Below are 14251 nucleotides of genomic sequence, written 5' to 3'. Positions count from 1 at the left end.
GCATCGTTTTACGGCAGCGCCACGGCTTTGGCTTTCTGGCCGCGTTCAATAATGGTTTTACCCAGCTTAATGCCTGGTTTTTCCACAAAGCGATACAGCAACAGGCTGATGCCGTAGGTCACGGGCAGGATAATCGCGGCGGCGGCGGCAAACCTCACCGGGCCAGCCAGATCGGCAAATGCACTGCCTGTGAGCAGGTGAGCGATAACCGGCAGCACGATCAGCAAATGCAGCAGATAGACCGAGTATGAGACATCGCCCAGGAATACGCTGAATTTATTGGTAAGCACCCAGCGCGGGAAGCGCAGGAGTTTGGCAACGGCGCTGTTTTCGGCACGGCTCCACAAGATGGTTGCCATCATGACAATCATACCAAGCTGTGCGGCATAGCGGAGCTTATTCATGCTGTCATGTTGATACAAGCTGGCGACCGTGGCCAGCAGAGCCAACAGGATATAGCCGACGTTTTTGTTACGTACGCCGTTGGCGATCAGCATACCGGCGATGAACAGATTCAGCTTTATCAATATCATCGATGGCATGGGGAACGCGGCGAAGTAATCAGGCCACAGCGTTCTGGCGCCGACGCACAGTAAAATCACCGCAATGCAGGCTGGCGCAAAACCAAAGCGCATCACACCCAGCATAATGAACGGGAACAGGAAGTAGAACTGCATTTCCAGCCCGATGCTCCAGTCCGGCAATACGGTATTAAATGAATAGTAGGGCAGGAAACCAAACAGGAAACTGACGTGGGTAAAGAGGTTCATCAGCGAGCCGTCGCTGTAGCGGCTGGTATTGGTCTGCGTGCCCGGATAGAAGTTGGCGATGGCGTCGCGCGCTTCACCGAAATAACTGCCAAAGCCAATGGCGAACACCAGCAGCACATAATAGAGCGGGGCGATACGGAAGAAGCGGCGCAGCCAGAATTTCTTAAAGGTGCTGGCGGCGGTCCAGGGTTCTTTCTCTTTACGCTCCATGTAATTCTTTGCCATCAGATAGCCTGACAGCAGGATAAACAGATCAACGCCCATGGCAGGGTCTGACAGGATGGGGAAGTGAAAATCGACCAGGATGCAAATATGTCCCAGAACTACCCACAGGGAAGCCAACCCCCGTAGCCCTTCCAGTTCTTGTGACCACTTCTTAGCAGGCTGCATTGGCGGTAACCCTCAATTGATGCACATTGTCACTGCAAAACGAATAATCGAATGACTATAGCATCTTGCTCAAATGTTACTTATTGGTAGTAATCTGATTATTAATAAGTAACTGGCAACGCGGTGGTGAATGCCGTGTTGCCATGCCATCAATAAGTTTGCGGGCCGACGGAAGGTGCGCATTGTGCGTCGCTACAGTGAGATACCGGTGGGCCGCCGTTATCTTCTGGTGGCGGTCCTTCCCCGGAAGAGCAGGCCGCCAGCATCAGCAGCGCTAATAATAGCGGGATTGAACGTAGCATCAGACCTCCTTGCATAGAGCGTTAGGGTTCACTTTAAAAGGTATAGCAGAGAAACCCGTAGAAGGATGGCGGGAAAAGGGAAATCTGGAAGGTTAACAGCAGGAAAGGGATGCGGTTGTGTGGGGATGAGATCATGCAGAAGGGGCCGGTATAGCGTTAATCTCAGTCTGAATGTCGCAGGGCGGCGAGCACGAAACTTACTCTTTCAGCGACCGACGCGCGCGGCAGTTCCAGCAGCTGGTAACCGTATTGCTGATAGGTTTCGCGCATTACCCGGTATGTCATCTCCGCCTCGGTGAACGACTGCTTGCGCTCTGCATCCTGAGCATAAATTTCACGCCACGGCGGGGCGATAAACACACGCTCGGCATAGCGAAAGTGCGCTATCGCCTGCTCCAGATGAGCAGGTACGGAAAGTTGGCAAAGCGTTAGATAGCCCGCCACGTCAGGGATGCCGCGGTCGAAAAAGTATGGAGCGTCGGTATTGCCGGCGCTGTGCCATGCACGTATCTCCCGGCTCAGCATCAGTTCGGCAAACGCCTGGCGCTCTTCCCAGGGCAGCGCATTACCGCCACTGGCGACTTGTTCCTGAATAATGGCTCTGCCTGATTCCGTGGTGCATGCATAGCCGCGCCGGGTCAGGGCGTCAATCAGTGTGCTTTTGCCCGATCCCGGGCCACCGGTCAGAATAATTCTTTGATTAGTCATCTGTATTTCCTTGAGGAATGGGAGAGTAATCGATCTGGCGGATTAATTATCAAAAAACGATCGGTTTGAATGATCGTTTCTGTCTTGGTATAGATATGAAAAGCCCGGCTATGCCGGGCAGAAATGATTGGGAAGAGGGGGGATTTCTTATCGTTCGCCTCTGGCGTAACCGCATATGGCGAACACAATTACGGTAATTGCAAAGAACCCACCGGCCGCCAGTAGGCCCTTCCACCACTCGCCGAACCAGAATAAGGAACCGAACGCGGCAATAGAACACACTGTGGCTACGGTTATCTCAATTGCATACAACGCCGATATTCCCACCGCTTTCCCTAACTTACTTCCCAAGGATCTGAGTGAGCTCATGATTTACACCTGCGCAGAACATTTTCGAGTGGATGTTTGCATATGCAACGAATGGCTCCAGGTACTCTTGGGCTAAGAAATAAAGCATATCCAAATTACGGGGCGTTAGTTTGTGGTATGTAGCTGGGTATTTGTTGCGTAAATGTCTTGATGCGACCGCTGCCTGCTCGATAAATCCTTGGAGCATTATCGTGTTTATGCTGAAGAATAATCCGGCTTGAACTACTTTGCGGAACATGAAGCCAGCAGCAACTTTCTTGAAAATATTGTGGGCTATGTAAAACGTTAGGGCTCCTTGGGTGCCAATTCGGCCGCCGGCGAACCCTTTAGCGTGGGTTACTTTTTGGTTAAGGGTATTCTGGGTTTGCTGATCCATATGCTTGTAGCAGTCATTGATAATGATACTGATTAGTTCGCGCAGGGGAGCTTCTATGCCATACCCCATTTTTATAACCCTGAAAAACCTTTCAGTCTCTAACTGATTACGCCGTTTTAAATCTGAGCCAGCAAGGCCAGATCCTTCCCATGTCCTACGCACACTGAGAGCAATACCTTCAGGAACAGATTCGATTCCATCGATGATACCCAGCGCTATCATTTTTGCATCCATCACTTTTCCTTGTAAATTGTCCTGTGCATAACATAGCCAATAAAGCATAGGCATTCAATGATCACAGGTTAGGTATGTTACTCATGATTAGTGGCCCGATAAGTATGCTGGGGGTCTGTTTCTACACCAGTTTTACACCGCTGAAAATTCATGCATAAAAAAACCAACCATAAAAGGTTGGTTTTTAAAGGAATGTTTGGTCGGCATGAGAGGATTCGAACCTCCGACCCCCGACACCCCATGACGGTGCGCTACCAGGCTGCGCTACATGCCGACGCGATGCAATCAGTCTACCTCTTCCCGATGGCAATGCAAGATCGCTGACGCCCGATTGCTATAGTTTTAAGCAACTTAGTTGGCGATAAAGCGTTTTACATCGGTCAGAACCTGCAGCAGCAGGGCCAGCTGCGGTTTTTCATCTTTTATCTCACGGTCGTTCTTATCGTATGAACGGTAGCTGCCGTTATTATCCAGCACGATGGTCTGTTCCGGCGTGGTAATCACCAACTGCTTGCTGTCGCCGGTCGTCACCCAATTATGGCGGCGTTGGGCGGTAAACAGATCCTCGCCCTGGGAATAGTCGTTGGCAGCGGTTTTTACGTGCAGCAGGCGTTGCATCAAGGTGCGCATCACGTCGTTGTGGCTGGTCATCTTATTGATGGTCTGCGCTGGCGTACCCGGCCAGTGGATCACCAATGGCACCTGCAGTTGCAGCGGGCTGAAGCTGCTGCCCGCGCCCCATTGATCCTTACCGCTGTCGTTGAACTCTACGCCATGCTCGGCGGTGATGACCACCACGGTTTTCTCCAGCATGCCGCGGGCTTTCAGCGTGTTCAGCACCTGGGCGATTTGCGCATCGACATCCTGCGCGCCGCTGCGGTAGCGTTGCATAAAGTCGTCAGGCGCTGTCGGAGTCGCGTCCTGCGCGTCGCCGCCGCGGAAGTTGAGGTACGAGAACCATGGCATAGCGCCGCCCTGAGCTGTCAGCCAATGCTGCCACTGCTGCGTGGTGGCGGCATCGCTTTGCGCCTGCGGGGCAGGCAGCGAGAAGTCGGTCAGCAACGCCTGACGATACAGCGGCGCATTAAAGCCGTCTGAGGAGAACAGGCCGAACTGATAGCCCTGCGCGCCGAGCGCGTTAATCAACGCCGAAGGCTTGCGCGAGGCCAGAATGCCGTCCAGATAGGTCGGAGAAATGCCGTAGAACAGCCCCATCAGGCCGGTGTCAGCGCGGTTGCCTGAACTGTAATGATCGGTGAAGCGTACATTTTCCTGCGCGAAGCGGGTGAGGGCCGGCATATCCTGCGCCACATCCTGATTGCGGATACCGTTCACCACAATCATCAGCAGGTTGTAGCCGCTGCCGTTATCACGGTAGCTCAGATCGTTAAGCGGATACTCGACCGTTGCCGCTTCCGGATCGCCCTGCTGCACCAGCCGTCGCTCAAACTCTTGCGGGTCGAGCAGACCATGCTTCTCCAGGAACTTGCGCGCGGTCATCGGGTATGACAGCGGCAGGTTGGCGCGCTGCATGGTAATAGGGCGATAGAAATTGGCGTCCGCCCAGATATAAATCAGGTGCGAGGCAAAAAAGGAGACGATAAACAGTGCCGCCAACGGTTTGCCGAAGCTGCGTCGGTTCAGGCTGCGCAGCTTCTGCCAGCTCCAGGTGCCGAACAGCATCTCGATCAGGAAAATGACCGGCACGCAGATAAACATCAGCTGCCAGTCGCGCGCCAGTTCGCTCTGGTCCGGGTTGACCACCAGTTCCCACACCACGGGGTTGAGGTGCAGGTGGAAGCGGGTGAAGACCTCGCTGTCGACCAGCAGCAGCGTCAGCCCGGCGGTCGCCAGCGTGGCGGAGATAAAGCGCAATAGTCGCTGCGACATCACCACGAAGGTGAGCGGGAAGATGATCAGCAGATAGCTGGCGAACACGATAAAGCTGAAGTGTCCCAACACGCTGACCATGGCATAGACGCGGCCGAGCAGCGAGGCCGGCCAGTCGGTGACAAACAGGTAGCGGCTGCCCAACCCAATGCTGAGCAGAATATTGAACAAGGCGAACCAGTGCCCCCAGCTGATCATCTGGGAGACTTTTTCACGATAACGCTGACGGTTTGTCACCATAAATTAAGTATTAATGCGCTTTATCTTCATGAATTGAAGCCTGCAGGGCCTCAGCAAACGATTTTGCCAGCGTTTGCCGCTGTGCGGGAGAGACGCTGGTGTTAATCAAGTTGGTTACCATGTTACCCAACACCATCAAAGACAGATCGGTGGGAGTATGGTGTTTTTCCAGAACATTGACCAGCTCAGCGAGCAGTTGTTCAACGTGTTCGTCACTATAACGCGATGATTGTGGCATAAAAATTGAGCTCAAAACCTGACAAAGTCCCATATCTTACCGTATAGAGCCGTGATTTTCCGCTCTTTTATCAATTCAGTTTATCTTTCTGCCTGACGCTGCGGCAATGCGTTGCCGAACGCCATCTTTCGAGTTGCAGCACCGGGCCTTCAGTGTTTGAATACGCGCTCAAAGAACGGGAGGATTTATCATGAGTCTGGATATTGACCAGATCGCTCTGCACCAGTTGGTAAAGCGCGACGAACAAACGCTGGATGTGGTGCTGCGCGATTCCCTGCTGCCGGCCAACGCGGCGGTTGAAGAGATGATGGCGGAGCTGCACCGCGTATACAGCGCCAAGAGCAAAGCTTATGGCCTGTTCAATGAAGAGAGCGAACTGGCGCAGGCGCTGCGCACCTGCCGCAAGGGCGACGAAGATTTCCTCGCCTTCAGCCGTGCGGCGACCGGTCGGCTGCGCGATGAGCTGGCCAAATATCCGTTTGCGGAAAGCAGCGTGGTGCTGTTTGGTCAGTACCGTTATCTGGCGGTGGAATATCTGCTGATTGCGGTGTTGAACAGCTGCAACAGCATGCGCGTTAATGAAGAGCTGGATATCAGCACCACGCATTATCTGGACATTAACCATGCCGATATCGTGGCGCGCGTCGATCTGACCGAATGGGAAACCAACCCGGAATCCACACGTTACCTGACCTTCCTGAAAGGGCGGGTGGGGCGTAAGGTCTCCGATTTCTTTATGGATTTCCTGGCGGCGTCCGAAGGGCTGGATACCAAAGCGCAAAACCGCGGTCTGCTGCAGGCGGTGGACGATTACTGCGCCGAGGGACAACTGGATAAAAATGAGCGTCAGAACGTGCGTCAGCAGGTGTACAGCTACTGTAACGAACAGCTGCAGGCGGGCGAGGAGATTGAGCTGCAGGCGCTGTCGGCGGAAATCGCGCCGGTGGGAGAAAAAGATTTCCTGCAGTTTTCCAGCGAGCAGGGTTATGAGCTGGAAGAGAGCTTCCCGGCCGATCGCGGTACGCTGCGCCAGCTGACCAAATTTGCCGGCAGCGGCGGCGGCATCAGTATCAACTTTGACGCCATGCTGATGGGCGAGCGCATCTTCTGGGATGCGGCGACCGATACGCTGACCATTCGCGGCACGCCGCCGAACCTGCGTGACCAGCTGCAGCGTCGTCTGAACGGCGGGAAATAAGGCCGGATAACAGACAATAAAAAACGCCGCGATTGCGGCGTTTTTTACTTCGGCGTCCCGAAATACTAAAGCTCGATAACGTTGTGCGATTAAGCGCGAACGAAGTCGATGTGAGCCAGTTTAGGCTTGAACGGGTGACGTTGCACTGCCTGAACTTTCACTTTAGTTTCTTTGCCGTCGATAACCAGCACGATAGCTTCATCGTAGAATTCTGGCTTAGCTTCCATGTTCTTTACAGAATCATGGTCCAGTTCGATAGCGATTGCAGCCTCTTCGCCACCGTAAATGATAGCTGGGAATTTGCTGGCTGCGCGCAGGCGGCGGCTCGCACCCTTACCCTGCTCTTTACGTACTTCTGCATTGATAGTGAACATTATTTTTTCTCTTAAAAGAAAATGTACCCTGCTACAGGCGACCCAGTAACAGGTTCGATAATTCGACCCACCCGGGCGGACCCAGGTAAAGCGGGCGGCATTTTAACGGAAAGCCGCCGCCAGGGCAACGAAAACCTGCCCGCGGCGGCGGGCAGGGCGCGCATCAGTACAGGGCGTCGGCGCGGCGGAAGCGGCCTTGATAATCAAACACTTTTTCCCGGATTTGCCAGAACTGGCCGCGTTTGCGCGCCACCACAAAGTCGGGGTGGCGCAGCAGCGCCTGCTGATTAAGCACGTCGGCCGCCTGCTGCCAGTTGAACGGCACGCCGGGCGCCCGCTGGTGCGGCCGCAGAAACAGCATCTCAAAGGCTTTGCGCTGCGCCGGCGTCTGCAGCCTGAAGCGTTCGCTGGCGCTGGCGCCGTCCTCATCGTAGTAGATGGCTTTCAGCCATTCGCCCTTATCATCGCGGCCGCTGCTTAGCTCCATGCCGCCGCAGCGCAGCACCAGCGCGTCTTTCAGCTTGAGCGCGGCCTTGAGCATATCGTCAGGATCCACCAGTACCTCCTGGCACTGATGGCAGCGGCGGGCGGCGATATCATTTTCCGCGCCGCAGTGCGGGCAGCTTTTAAAGCGGAAGCGGTAGTCGCACTGCTCGCGGTTGCCGTCATCATCCTCCAGCCAGCCCTGACAGCGGCGGCCGTAGTGTTCGATAATCTCGCCGCTTTCGGTGCATTTGCCCCAGAACAGGTTGGCGAAGCCGCAGCCGGGGCAAAAGACTTGCACCGGCTGGCTGTCGCCGTGCGGCTTGCGTACGCCCACCTCCGGGGTGAACAGATCGTGCGGGTTGCCGGCGTAATCGAGGATCAGACAATCTTCCTTGCCCGGTGCCAGCCGCAGGCCGCGGCCGACGATCTGCTGGTACAGGCTGACGGATTCGGTCGGGCGCAAAATGGCGATCAAATCCACGTGCGGCGCGTCAAAGCCGGTGGTCAGCACCGCGACGTTAACCAGATAGCGCAGCTGCTGCTGTTTGAACGCCTCGATCAGCGCGTCGCGCTCCGCCGGCGGCGTTTCCGCACTGACCAGCGCTGCTTCGCCCGGCGGCAGCAGGCCGTGGATTTCACGCGCGTGTTCAACGGTGGAGGCAAAAATCATCACCCCTTTGCGCGTTTCGGCATATTCCACGATCTGGCTGATAATGTGCGGCGTAATACGATCCTGACGCTTCAGCTCGCGGTTCAGGTCCGCCTCGCTGAACAAACCGCTGCTGTTGGCCTGCAGCCGGCTGAAGTCATACTGCACAATCGGCATATCGAGCCGCTCCGGCGGCACCAGATAGCCGTTCTTGATCATGTAGCGCAGCGGCAGCTCGTAAATACAGTCACGGAACAGGCTGCTGCCATCGCCGCGGGTAAAGCCGTGGTAGTGGTATTGATAAATCCAGCCTTTGCCCAGCCGGTAGGGCGTTGCGGTCAGCCCCAACAGGCGCAGCTGCGGGTTACGCTGCTGCAGATGCGTGATGATCTGTTGATACTGGCTGTCGTCGTTGTCGCTGATGCGGTGACACTCGTCGATAATCAGCAGGGAAAACGCACCGTCAAACAGCGGCAGGTTGCGTGCGACGGACTGTACGCTGCCGAACACCACCTTGCCGTCGCTCTGCTTTTGCTGCAGCCCGGCGGCGAAGATATCCGCCTCCAGCCCGTAAGCGCAGTATTTGGCGTGGTTCTGCGCCACCAGCTCTTTGACGTGCGCCAGTACCAGCACCCGGCCGCGCGCCCGCTTCGCCAGCTCGGCGATCACCAGGCTTTTGCCGGCGCCGGTAGGCAGGACAATCAGCGCCGGCTCCGGGCGTTGGCGGAAGTGGCTGATGGTGGCGTTGACCGCTTCCAGCTGATAGGGGCGTAGGGTAAATGCCATGTTATAACGTCTCTGGCCGCAAAAAAGATTGCGCTTATAGTACCGTTTGCCGGCATGGGTTGCGACCTGCAACAAAATTGCCCTGTTACGGCAACCTTTCCGTGGCTATAATCAGCGGACAGCAATCGCTGTTTCCCCACGCGATGTTACTGATTCACCCTCTTCGAACCGGCTATTGCACCTGGTGCAAGGGCGGGACGTCATATTTTTTAGCAATACGATCGAAGCGATCTGACAACGACAGGCAAAGCAGACTCAATGCGACTGGACAAGTTTTTATCTCAGCAGTTAGGTATCAGCCGTGCGCTGGTGGCGCGTGAACTCCGTGCGAAACGCGTCACGGTTGACGGCGAAGTAGTAAAAAGCGGGGCGCTGAAGCTGACCCCGGAGATGACGGTGACGTTTGACGGCAACGTGCTGGAGCAAATGAACGGCCCGCGCTATTTCATGCTTAACAAACCGCAGGGCTACGTGTGTTCCACCGACGATCCGGACCATCCGACGGTGCTGTATTTCCTCGACGAGCCGGTCGCCTACAAACTGCATGCCGCAGGACGATTGGATATTGATACCACCGGGCTGGTGCTGATGACCGATGACGGCCAGTGGTCGCACCGCATCACCTCGCCGCGTCACCATTGCGAGAAAACCTATCTGGTGACGCTGGAGCAGCCGCTGGCGGCGGACACCGCACAGCGCTTCGCAGAAGGGGTGCAACTGCATAATGAAAAAGATCTGACCCGCCCGGCGCAGCTGGAACAGCTGGAAGAATGTCTGGTGCGGCTGACCATCAGCGAAGGGCGCTATCATCAGGTCAAACGCATGTTTGCCGCCGTGGGCAACCGGGTGGTGGAGCTGCATCGCGAGCGGATCGGCGCGATTACGCTGGATGAGGATCTGGAACCGGGCGAATACCGCCCGCTGACGGAAGAAGAGATTGCCAGCGTGGGCGCGCCACACTTGCAGCAAAACTAATGATAAGCGCGGCTGACTAAGGAGTCGTTGAAGGTGCAACATAACCGGACATCTCATCTCGGTTTGATTTTTATTCTGGGTCTGCTTTCCATGTTGATGCCGCTGGCCATCGATATGTATTTGCCCAGCATGCCGGTGATCGCCCAGGAGTTCGGCGTTGCATCCGGCAGCGTGCAGATGACGCTCAGCGCCTATATGCTCGGCTTTGCCGTCGGCCAGCTGTTCTACGGGCCGATGTCGGACAGCATCGGGCGTAAGCCGGTGATTCTGTGGGGAACGCTGATTTTTGCCCTGGCCGGCTGCGCCTGCGCGATGGCGCAGTCGGTGGAGCAGCTGATTAACCTGCGCTTTTTGCACGGGCTGTCGGCGGCGGCGGCCAGCGTGGTGATCAACGCCCTGATGCGCGATATGTTCACCAAGGATGAATTCTCGCGCATGATGTCCTTCGTGATCCTGGTGATGACCATCGCGCCGCTGCTGGCGCCGATGATCGGCGGGGCGCTGCTGCTGTGGTTCAACTGGCACGCGATTTTCTGGACCATGGGCGCCGCGGCGCTGATTGGCTCGCTGCTGGTGGCGCTGTTTATCAAAGAAACCTTGCCCAGAGAGCGGCGGCAAAAGTTTCACCTGCGCACCACGCTGGGGAATTTCGCGTCGCTGTTCCGCCATCGGCGGGTGCTGAGCTATATGCTGGCCAGCGCGTTCTCCTTTGCCGGCATGTTTTCGTTCCTCAGCGCCGGCCCGTTTGTGTATATCGAGCTGAACCACGTATCACCGCAGCATTTTGGCTACTACTTTGCGCTGAATATCGTGTTTCTGTTCCTGACCACCTTGGTGAACAGCCGTAATGTGCGGCGCGTCGGCGCGGTGAAGATGTTCCGGCTGGGGCTGAGCGTACAACTGACCATGGGGCTGTGGCTGCTGATAGTCAGCGCGGCCGGCCTGGGGTTCTGGGCGCTGGTGATTGGTGTGGCGGTCTATCTGGGCTGTATCGCGATGATCTCTTCCAATGCGATGGCGGTGATTCTTGACGATTTTCCGCACATGGCAGGCACCGCTTCTTCGCTGGCCGGTACGCTGCGCTTTAGCATCGGTGCGCTGGTCGGCGCGCTGTTATCACTGCTGCCGGGTAAAAGCGCCTGGCCGATGGTGTCGTCAATGGCGCTGTGCAGCATCATCGCCATGTTGCTGTATCTCTATGCCAGCCGGCCTCGCGCTGGCGCGGCATCCTCCTCTCGCGGATAAAATAAGCGGGAACCGCCATCCCGGTTCCCGCTATTGCCGCCGCACCACGCACCCCACCAATATGCCGCTTCGGCTTATCGTCCTGCCGGCGCCATTTTTACGCATCATCATGATCTCCCTCAGCAAGCAACGTTTAATTTGTTGCTAAATATAAGCTTGCTAACTTGTTGGGCGGGTGGCGCGGCGCGACCTGTTGTTAAAACTGGCTGTCTATCCGGCCACGATTCTGACGTGATAAATCGCTGGGAATACGGCGGTGGCGAAGAGGCAGTTTGTTTTTTGTTGGTTTGTTAATCAAAAGGTTAGCTAGGAGTCGGCGTAGCGCGGAGATGAAAAAATGTTTAATGCATGTAAAATTATGGCGATATAAAGGTAATCGCAATGCAATAAAAAAGAGTTGAGATTGTGAGCGGAAAGGGTTACATATAACGCAAAAATGCGAGCTGAGTCGCAAAATAAGCCAAGAGGCACGCCCGTCAAGGGTAAAAACAGCGACAAATCAGCAAGTGCCGGTTTCTGTTAATAGTTTGTGACATAATATACTGATGAAAGCGGGCAATTCGCAGCAGAGTCAGTATTGAGCGGCTATAACTTAGTTACCCGGTGATGTAAAAAAAATGTTTCAACTTTTCAAACTAGGGATTTCATGTGGACAGTATCCAACTTTCGGTAGTGCATCGCTTGCCGCAAAGTTACCGTTGGCTATCGGGGTTCACCGGCGTTAAGGTTGAGCCGCTGCCGTTGAACGGTATCGACGAAGATAACAACCTGATTGGCCTGAAACTGCTCAGTCACGATGGCAATGAAGCCTGGCGCGTGATGCAACAGCTTAAACTTTCCCTGCAGGAAATTCAGGTCGACTGCGCCGTGGTGGAATGGGAAGGGGAGCCTTGTCTGTTCGTTCACAGCCGGGACGAGAGCGCCACCATCTGTCGCCTGAAAAATGTCGGTGCGGCGATCGCCGAACCGATGAGCGCGCAATATCCTTTCTGACCCCGCTGACTTTCTCCACAGCCGTTGCCGCATACTGGCTGCGGCAGACTGATTCCGTTCCCCTGCACCGCACCTGTTTTGCACCGGCATGCGTTTAACGCGCCTGCCATGTGCAGGAACGCCCGTCAGGACGCCCCAAGTCAGCGTTGGCCCGGGCCTTACCGCTGCGCCGGTAAACGCGCGGCTTTATTTACGTCGAACCACCAGTCATCAAGACCGATAGCGTTGGCAGGGCGGATCGCCGGGGAGGAAAACTTATCCCAGAAGGCGTAGCGAACGTGGCTGGAGTACCACATCGGCAGCATATAATGGTTCCAGGTCAGCACCCGATCCAGCGCGCGACCGAGCGGCAGCAGCGCTTTCGCGTTATTTTGGTTTTTAACGATCTGCGCGATCAGTGTATCGACCGCCGGATCGCTGACGCCGGAGGCGTTATGGCCGGCATCAAGCCTGCCGCTGCTCCAATAAAACGGTAAATCGGCGTTGGGATACGGCATGGCCGGATAGACTATCGCAACCATATCGTAATCGCGCTTGCGCAGGCGCTGGGCGTACTGGGTTGCACTGACGTTGCGCAGCTTCATACTGATGCCCAGCCGCTGCAGGTTGCGCTGGAACGGCTGTACATACTGGAATGTGCTGTTGTCTGGCAGCAGCAGTTCAAAGGTCAGCGGTTGACCTTGGGCATTAACCAGCCGCTGGTCGCCGGGTTCCCAGCCGGCCTCTTTCAACAGCTGGGCCGCTTTAAGCAGGTTTTGCCGCTCGTTGCCGCTGCCGTCCGAGCGCGGAGGCTGATAAATACCGGTAAACACTTCCGGCGGCACTTTGCCCTTCAGCGGCGCCAGCAGCGCCAGTTCTTCGGCGTTCGGGTAGCCTTTGGCCGCATAAGGCGTGTTCTGAAAATAGCTGTCGGCGCGTTGGTAGGCATTGTTGTAGAGGGTTTTATTCATCCACTCGAAGTCGAAGGCCAGCGTAATGGCTTCACGCACCCGACGGTCGTTAAAGGGCGGCCGCTGAATATTGAACGCCAGCCAGCGTGCGTTTTGCGCCGCCTGACTGACGTCGTCGCGTTTGACGATATAGCCGCGGGTGAAATTGTCGCCCTGATACTGGCTGGCCCAGCTTTTGGGCGAACTTTCACTGCGGAAATCATAGGCACCGGCCTTAAAGGCCTCCAGCGCCGCCTGCTCGTCCGGGTAGTACTCGTAGCGGATAGTATCGAAATTGAAACGGCCACGGTTGACCGGCAGACCTGCGGCCCAGTAATTACGCACGCGCTGATAGGTGATGGATTGGCCGAGCCGATAGTCGCTGATTTTATACGGCCCGCTGCCGAGCGGCGGCGTGCTGAGCGGTTCGCTGAGCTTATGGTTTTGCCAGAAGCTCTGCGGCAGCACTTTCAGGCCGAGCAGGCTGAGCATCTGCACGCGATCCGGTCTGGACTGTTCAATGCGCACCGTCAGGCGGGAGATCGCTTTGACGGTAATGCCCCGGTAATAAGCCCGGAACTGCGGCACGCCTTCAGTCATAAACTTATTGAAGCTGAACGCCACGTCGGCGGCGGTAATCGGGCTGCCGTCCTGAAAACGGGCAAGGGCGTTGATATTCAGCTCCATCCAGCGCATATCCTGCGGATAACGCGCCGATTCGGCAATCAGCGGGTAGTAGCTCCCCGGTTCGTCATCCGAGGTGGCGAACAGCGGATCGTACAGCTCGCCGGTGCGTTGACCCGGTACGCCGCGGCTGGCGTAGCGGTTGAAGCTGTCATAGCCGCCGATGGCCGCCAACCGGATATCGCCGCCCTTGGGCGCCGCCGGATTGACGTAGTCGTAGTGGCTGAAATCGTTTGAGTATTTGGGATCGCCGAGCAGCGCGAAAGCGTAGCTCTCATTAAGCTGTTCGGCGTGTACACCTAAACTCAGGGCTGAAAGCACCAGAGCAGCAAAAACGCGCATGGACATTTTTACGGTAGGCTCCTGCTGTATCCATTGGGTACCCGGCGTATCCGCGTCTTACCGGCGGCTGAGG

At 56.1% G+C, this 14251-nt stretch carries 13 protein-coding genes and 1 tRNA gene; 4 read left to right on the top strand and 10 right to left on the bottom strand.

The genetic code is table 11. From position 1 onward, the window contains the following. Window positions 1-8 precede the first annotated feature (8 nt). From TAN611_RS15695 to TAN611_RS15665, 7 genes are all read right to left on the bottom strand, one after another. Window positions 9-1160, bottom strand: a complete 1152-nt coding sequence (locus TAN611_RS15695) for an acyltransferase (protein ID WP_105231875.1) — start codon at window positions 1158-1160, stop codon at window positions 9-11. 149 nt (window positions 1161-1309) lie between these two features. After that, window positions 1310-1462, bottom strand: coding sequence for a hypothetical protein (locus TAN611_RS15690; protein ID WP_156484018.1), 153 nt, complete (start codon window positions 1460-1462; stop codon window positions 1310-1312). Between the two features lie 162 nt (window positions 1463-1624). Then, window positions 1625-2170 (bottom strand): AAA family ATPase, encoded by a 546-nt coding sequence (locus tag TAN611_RS15685; RefSeq protein WP_203066709.1) that lies wholly within the window; start codon window positions 2168-2170, stop codon window positions 1625-1627. A 340-nt stretch (window positions 2171-2510) separates the two neighbouring features. Beyond that, entirely contained in the window at window positions 2511-3149 is a 639-nt protein-coding gene (locus TAN611_RS15680; protein ID WP_111736742.1) for a hypothetical protein, read from the bottom strand. A gap of 197 nt (window positions 3150-3346) precedes the next feature. Next, window positions 3347-3423: transfer RNA gene (locus TAN611_RS15675), tRNA-Pro, on the bottom strand. Between the two features lie 77 nt (window positions 3424-3500). After that, window positions 3501-5279 (bottom strand): LPS biosynthesis-modulating metalloenzyme YejM, encoded by a 1779-nt coding sequence (gene yejM / locus TAN611_RS15670; RefSeq protein ID WP_105231872.1) that lies wholly within the window; start codon window positions 5277-5279, stop codon window positions 3501-3503. Window positions 5280-5289: 10 nt separating this feature from the next. Then, on the bottom strand, window positions 5290-5517 hold the full coding sequence (locus TAN611_RS15665) for a YejL family protein (protein ID WP_105231871.1): 228 nt from the start codon (window positions 5515-5517) through the stop codon (window positions 5290-5292). Window positions 5518-5707: 190 nt separating this feature from the next. Here TAN611_RS15665 and yejK point away from each other — a divergent pair, with 190 nt between their 5' ends. After that, the gene (yejK, locus tag TAN611_RS15660) at window positions 5708-6715 is read left to right on the top strand and encodes a nucleoid-associated protein YejK (RefSeq protein ID WP_015673075.1); all 1008 of its coding nucleotides are present in this window, start codon (window positions 5708-5710) and stop codon (window positions 6713-6715) included. 89 nt (window positions 6716-6804) lie between these two features. On the opposite strand, the gene rplY is transcribed toward yejK, so the two are convergent. Beyond that, window positions 6805-7089: a 50S ribosomal protein L25 gene (gene rplY / locus TAN611_RS15655; RefSeq protein ID WP_105231870.1), complete on the bottom strand. Its 285-nt coding sequence runs from the start codon at window positions 7087-7089 to the stop codon at window positions 6805-6807. Between the two features lie 163 nt (window positions 7090-7252). Continuing rightward, complete coding sequence (locus tag TAN611_RS15650) at window positions 7253-9010, bottom strand: DEAD/DEAH box helicase (protein WP_105231869.1); 1758 nt, start codon at window positions 9008-9010, stop codon at window positions 7253-7255. Window positions 9011-9268: 258 nt separating this feature from the next. On the opposite strand from TAN611_RS15650, the gene rsuA reads away from it, so the two are divergent. From rsuA to TAN611_RS15635, 3 genes are all read left to right on the top strand, one after another. Further along, entirely contained in the window at window positions 9269-9985 is a 717-nt protein-coding gene (gene rsuA / locus TAN611_RS15645) for a 16S rRNA pseudouridine(516) synthase RsuA (RefSeq protein ID WP_105231868.1), read from the top strand. A gap of 33 nt (window positions 9986-10018) precedes the next feature. Continuing rightward, entirely contained in the window at window positions 10019-11230 is a 1212-nt protein-coding gene (locus TAN611_RS15640; protein WP_105233437.1) for a Bcr/CflA family multidrug efflux MFS transporter, read from the top strand. Window positions 11231-11878: 648 nt separating this feature from the next. Beyond that, window positions 11879-12223 carry a YejG family protein gene (locus tag TAN611_RS15635; protein WP_105231867.1) on the top strand — a complete coding sequence of 115 codons (345 nt, stop codon included), beginning with the start codon at window positions 11879-11881 and terminating at the stop codon, window positions 12221-12223. Window positions 12224-12381: 158 nt separating this feature from the next. Here the strand turns inward: TAN611_RS15635 and TAN611_RS15630 are convergent, their stop codons facing one another. Then, on the bottom strand, window positions 12382-14184 hold the full coding sequence (locus tag TAN611_RS15630) for an extracellular solute-binding protein (RefSeq protein WP_203066708.1): 1803 nt from the start codon (window positions 14182-14184) through the stop codon (window positions 12382-12384). Window positions 14185-14251: the final 67 nt, after the last annotated feature.

It is taken from the genome of Serratia sp. Tan611 (assembly GCF_905188235.1).
In the GTDB taxonomy this organism is placed as follows: Bacteria; Pseudomonadota; Gammaproteobacteria; order Enterobacterales; family Enterobacteriaceae; genus Serratia_B; species Serratia_B rhizosphaerae.
The sequence above is the reverse complement of the archived record's forward strand: the minus strand, read 5'-3'. Positions and strand labels throughout refer to the sequence as shown.

What these genes read in the sequence shown, in the direction of transcription:
- yejK (WP_015673075.1), top strand. Translation starts at nt 5,708, where the DNA reads ATGAGTCTGGATATTGACCAGATCGCTCTGCACCAGTTGGTAAAGCGC.
- yejM (WP_105231872.1), bottom strand. Translation starts at nt 5,279, where the DNA reads ATGGTGACAAACCGTCAGCGTTATCGTGAAAAAGTCTCCCAGATGATC.
- TAN611_RS15690 (WP_156484018.1), bottom strand. Translation starts at nt 1,462, where the DNA reads ATGCTACGTTCAATCCCGCTATTATTAGCGCTGCTGATGCTGGCGGCC.
- TAN611_RS15695 (WP_105231875.1), bottom strand. Translation starts at nt 1,160, where the DNA reads ATGCAGCCTGCTAAGAAGTGGTCACAAGAACTGGAAGGGCTACGGGGG.
- TAN611_RS15630 (WP_203066708.1), bottom strand. Translation starts at nt 14,184, where the DNA reads ATGTCCATGCGCGTTTTTGCTGCTCTGGTGCTTTCAGCCCTGAGTTTA.
- TAN611_RS15650 (WP_105231869.1), bottom strand. Translation starts at nt 9,010, where the DNA reads ATGGCATTTACCCTACGCCCCTATCAGCTGGAAGCGGTCAACGCCACC.
- rplY (WP_105231870.1), bottom strand. Translation starts at nt 7,089, where the DNA reads ATGTTCACTATCAATGCAGAAGTACGTAAAGAGCAGGGTAAGGGTGCG.
- rsuA (WP_105231868.1), top strand. Translation starts at nt 9,269, where the DNA reads ATGCGACTGGACAAGTTTTTATCTCAGCAGTTAGGTATCAGCCGTGCG.
- TAN611_RS15685 (WP_203066709.1), bottom strand. Translation starts at nt 2,170, where the DNA reads ATGACTAATCAAAGAATTATTCTGACCGGTGGCCCGGGATCGGGCAAA.
- TAN611_RS15680 (WP_111736742.1), bottom strand. Translation starts at nt 3,149, where the DNA reads ATGGATGCAAAAATGATAGCGCTGGGTATCATCGATGGAATCGAATCT.
- TAN611_RS15665 (WP_105231871.1), bottom strand. Translation starts at nt 5,517, where the DNA reads ATGCCACAATCATCGCGTTATAGTGACGAACACGTTGAACAACTGCTC.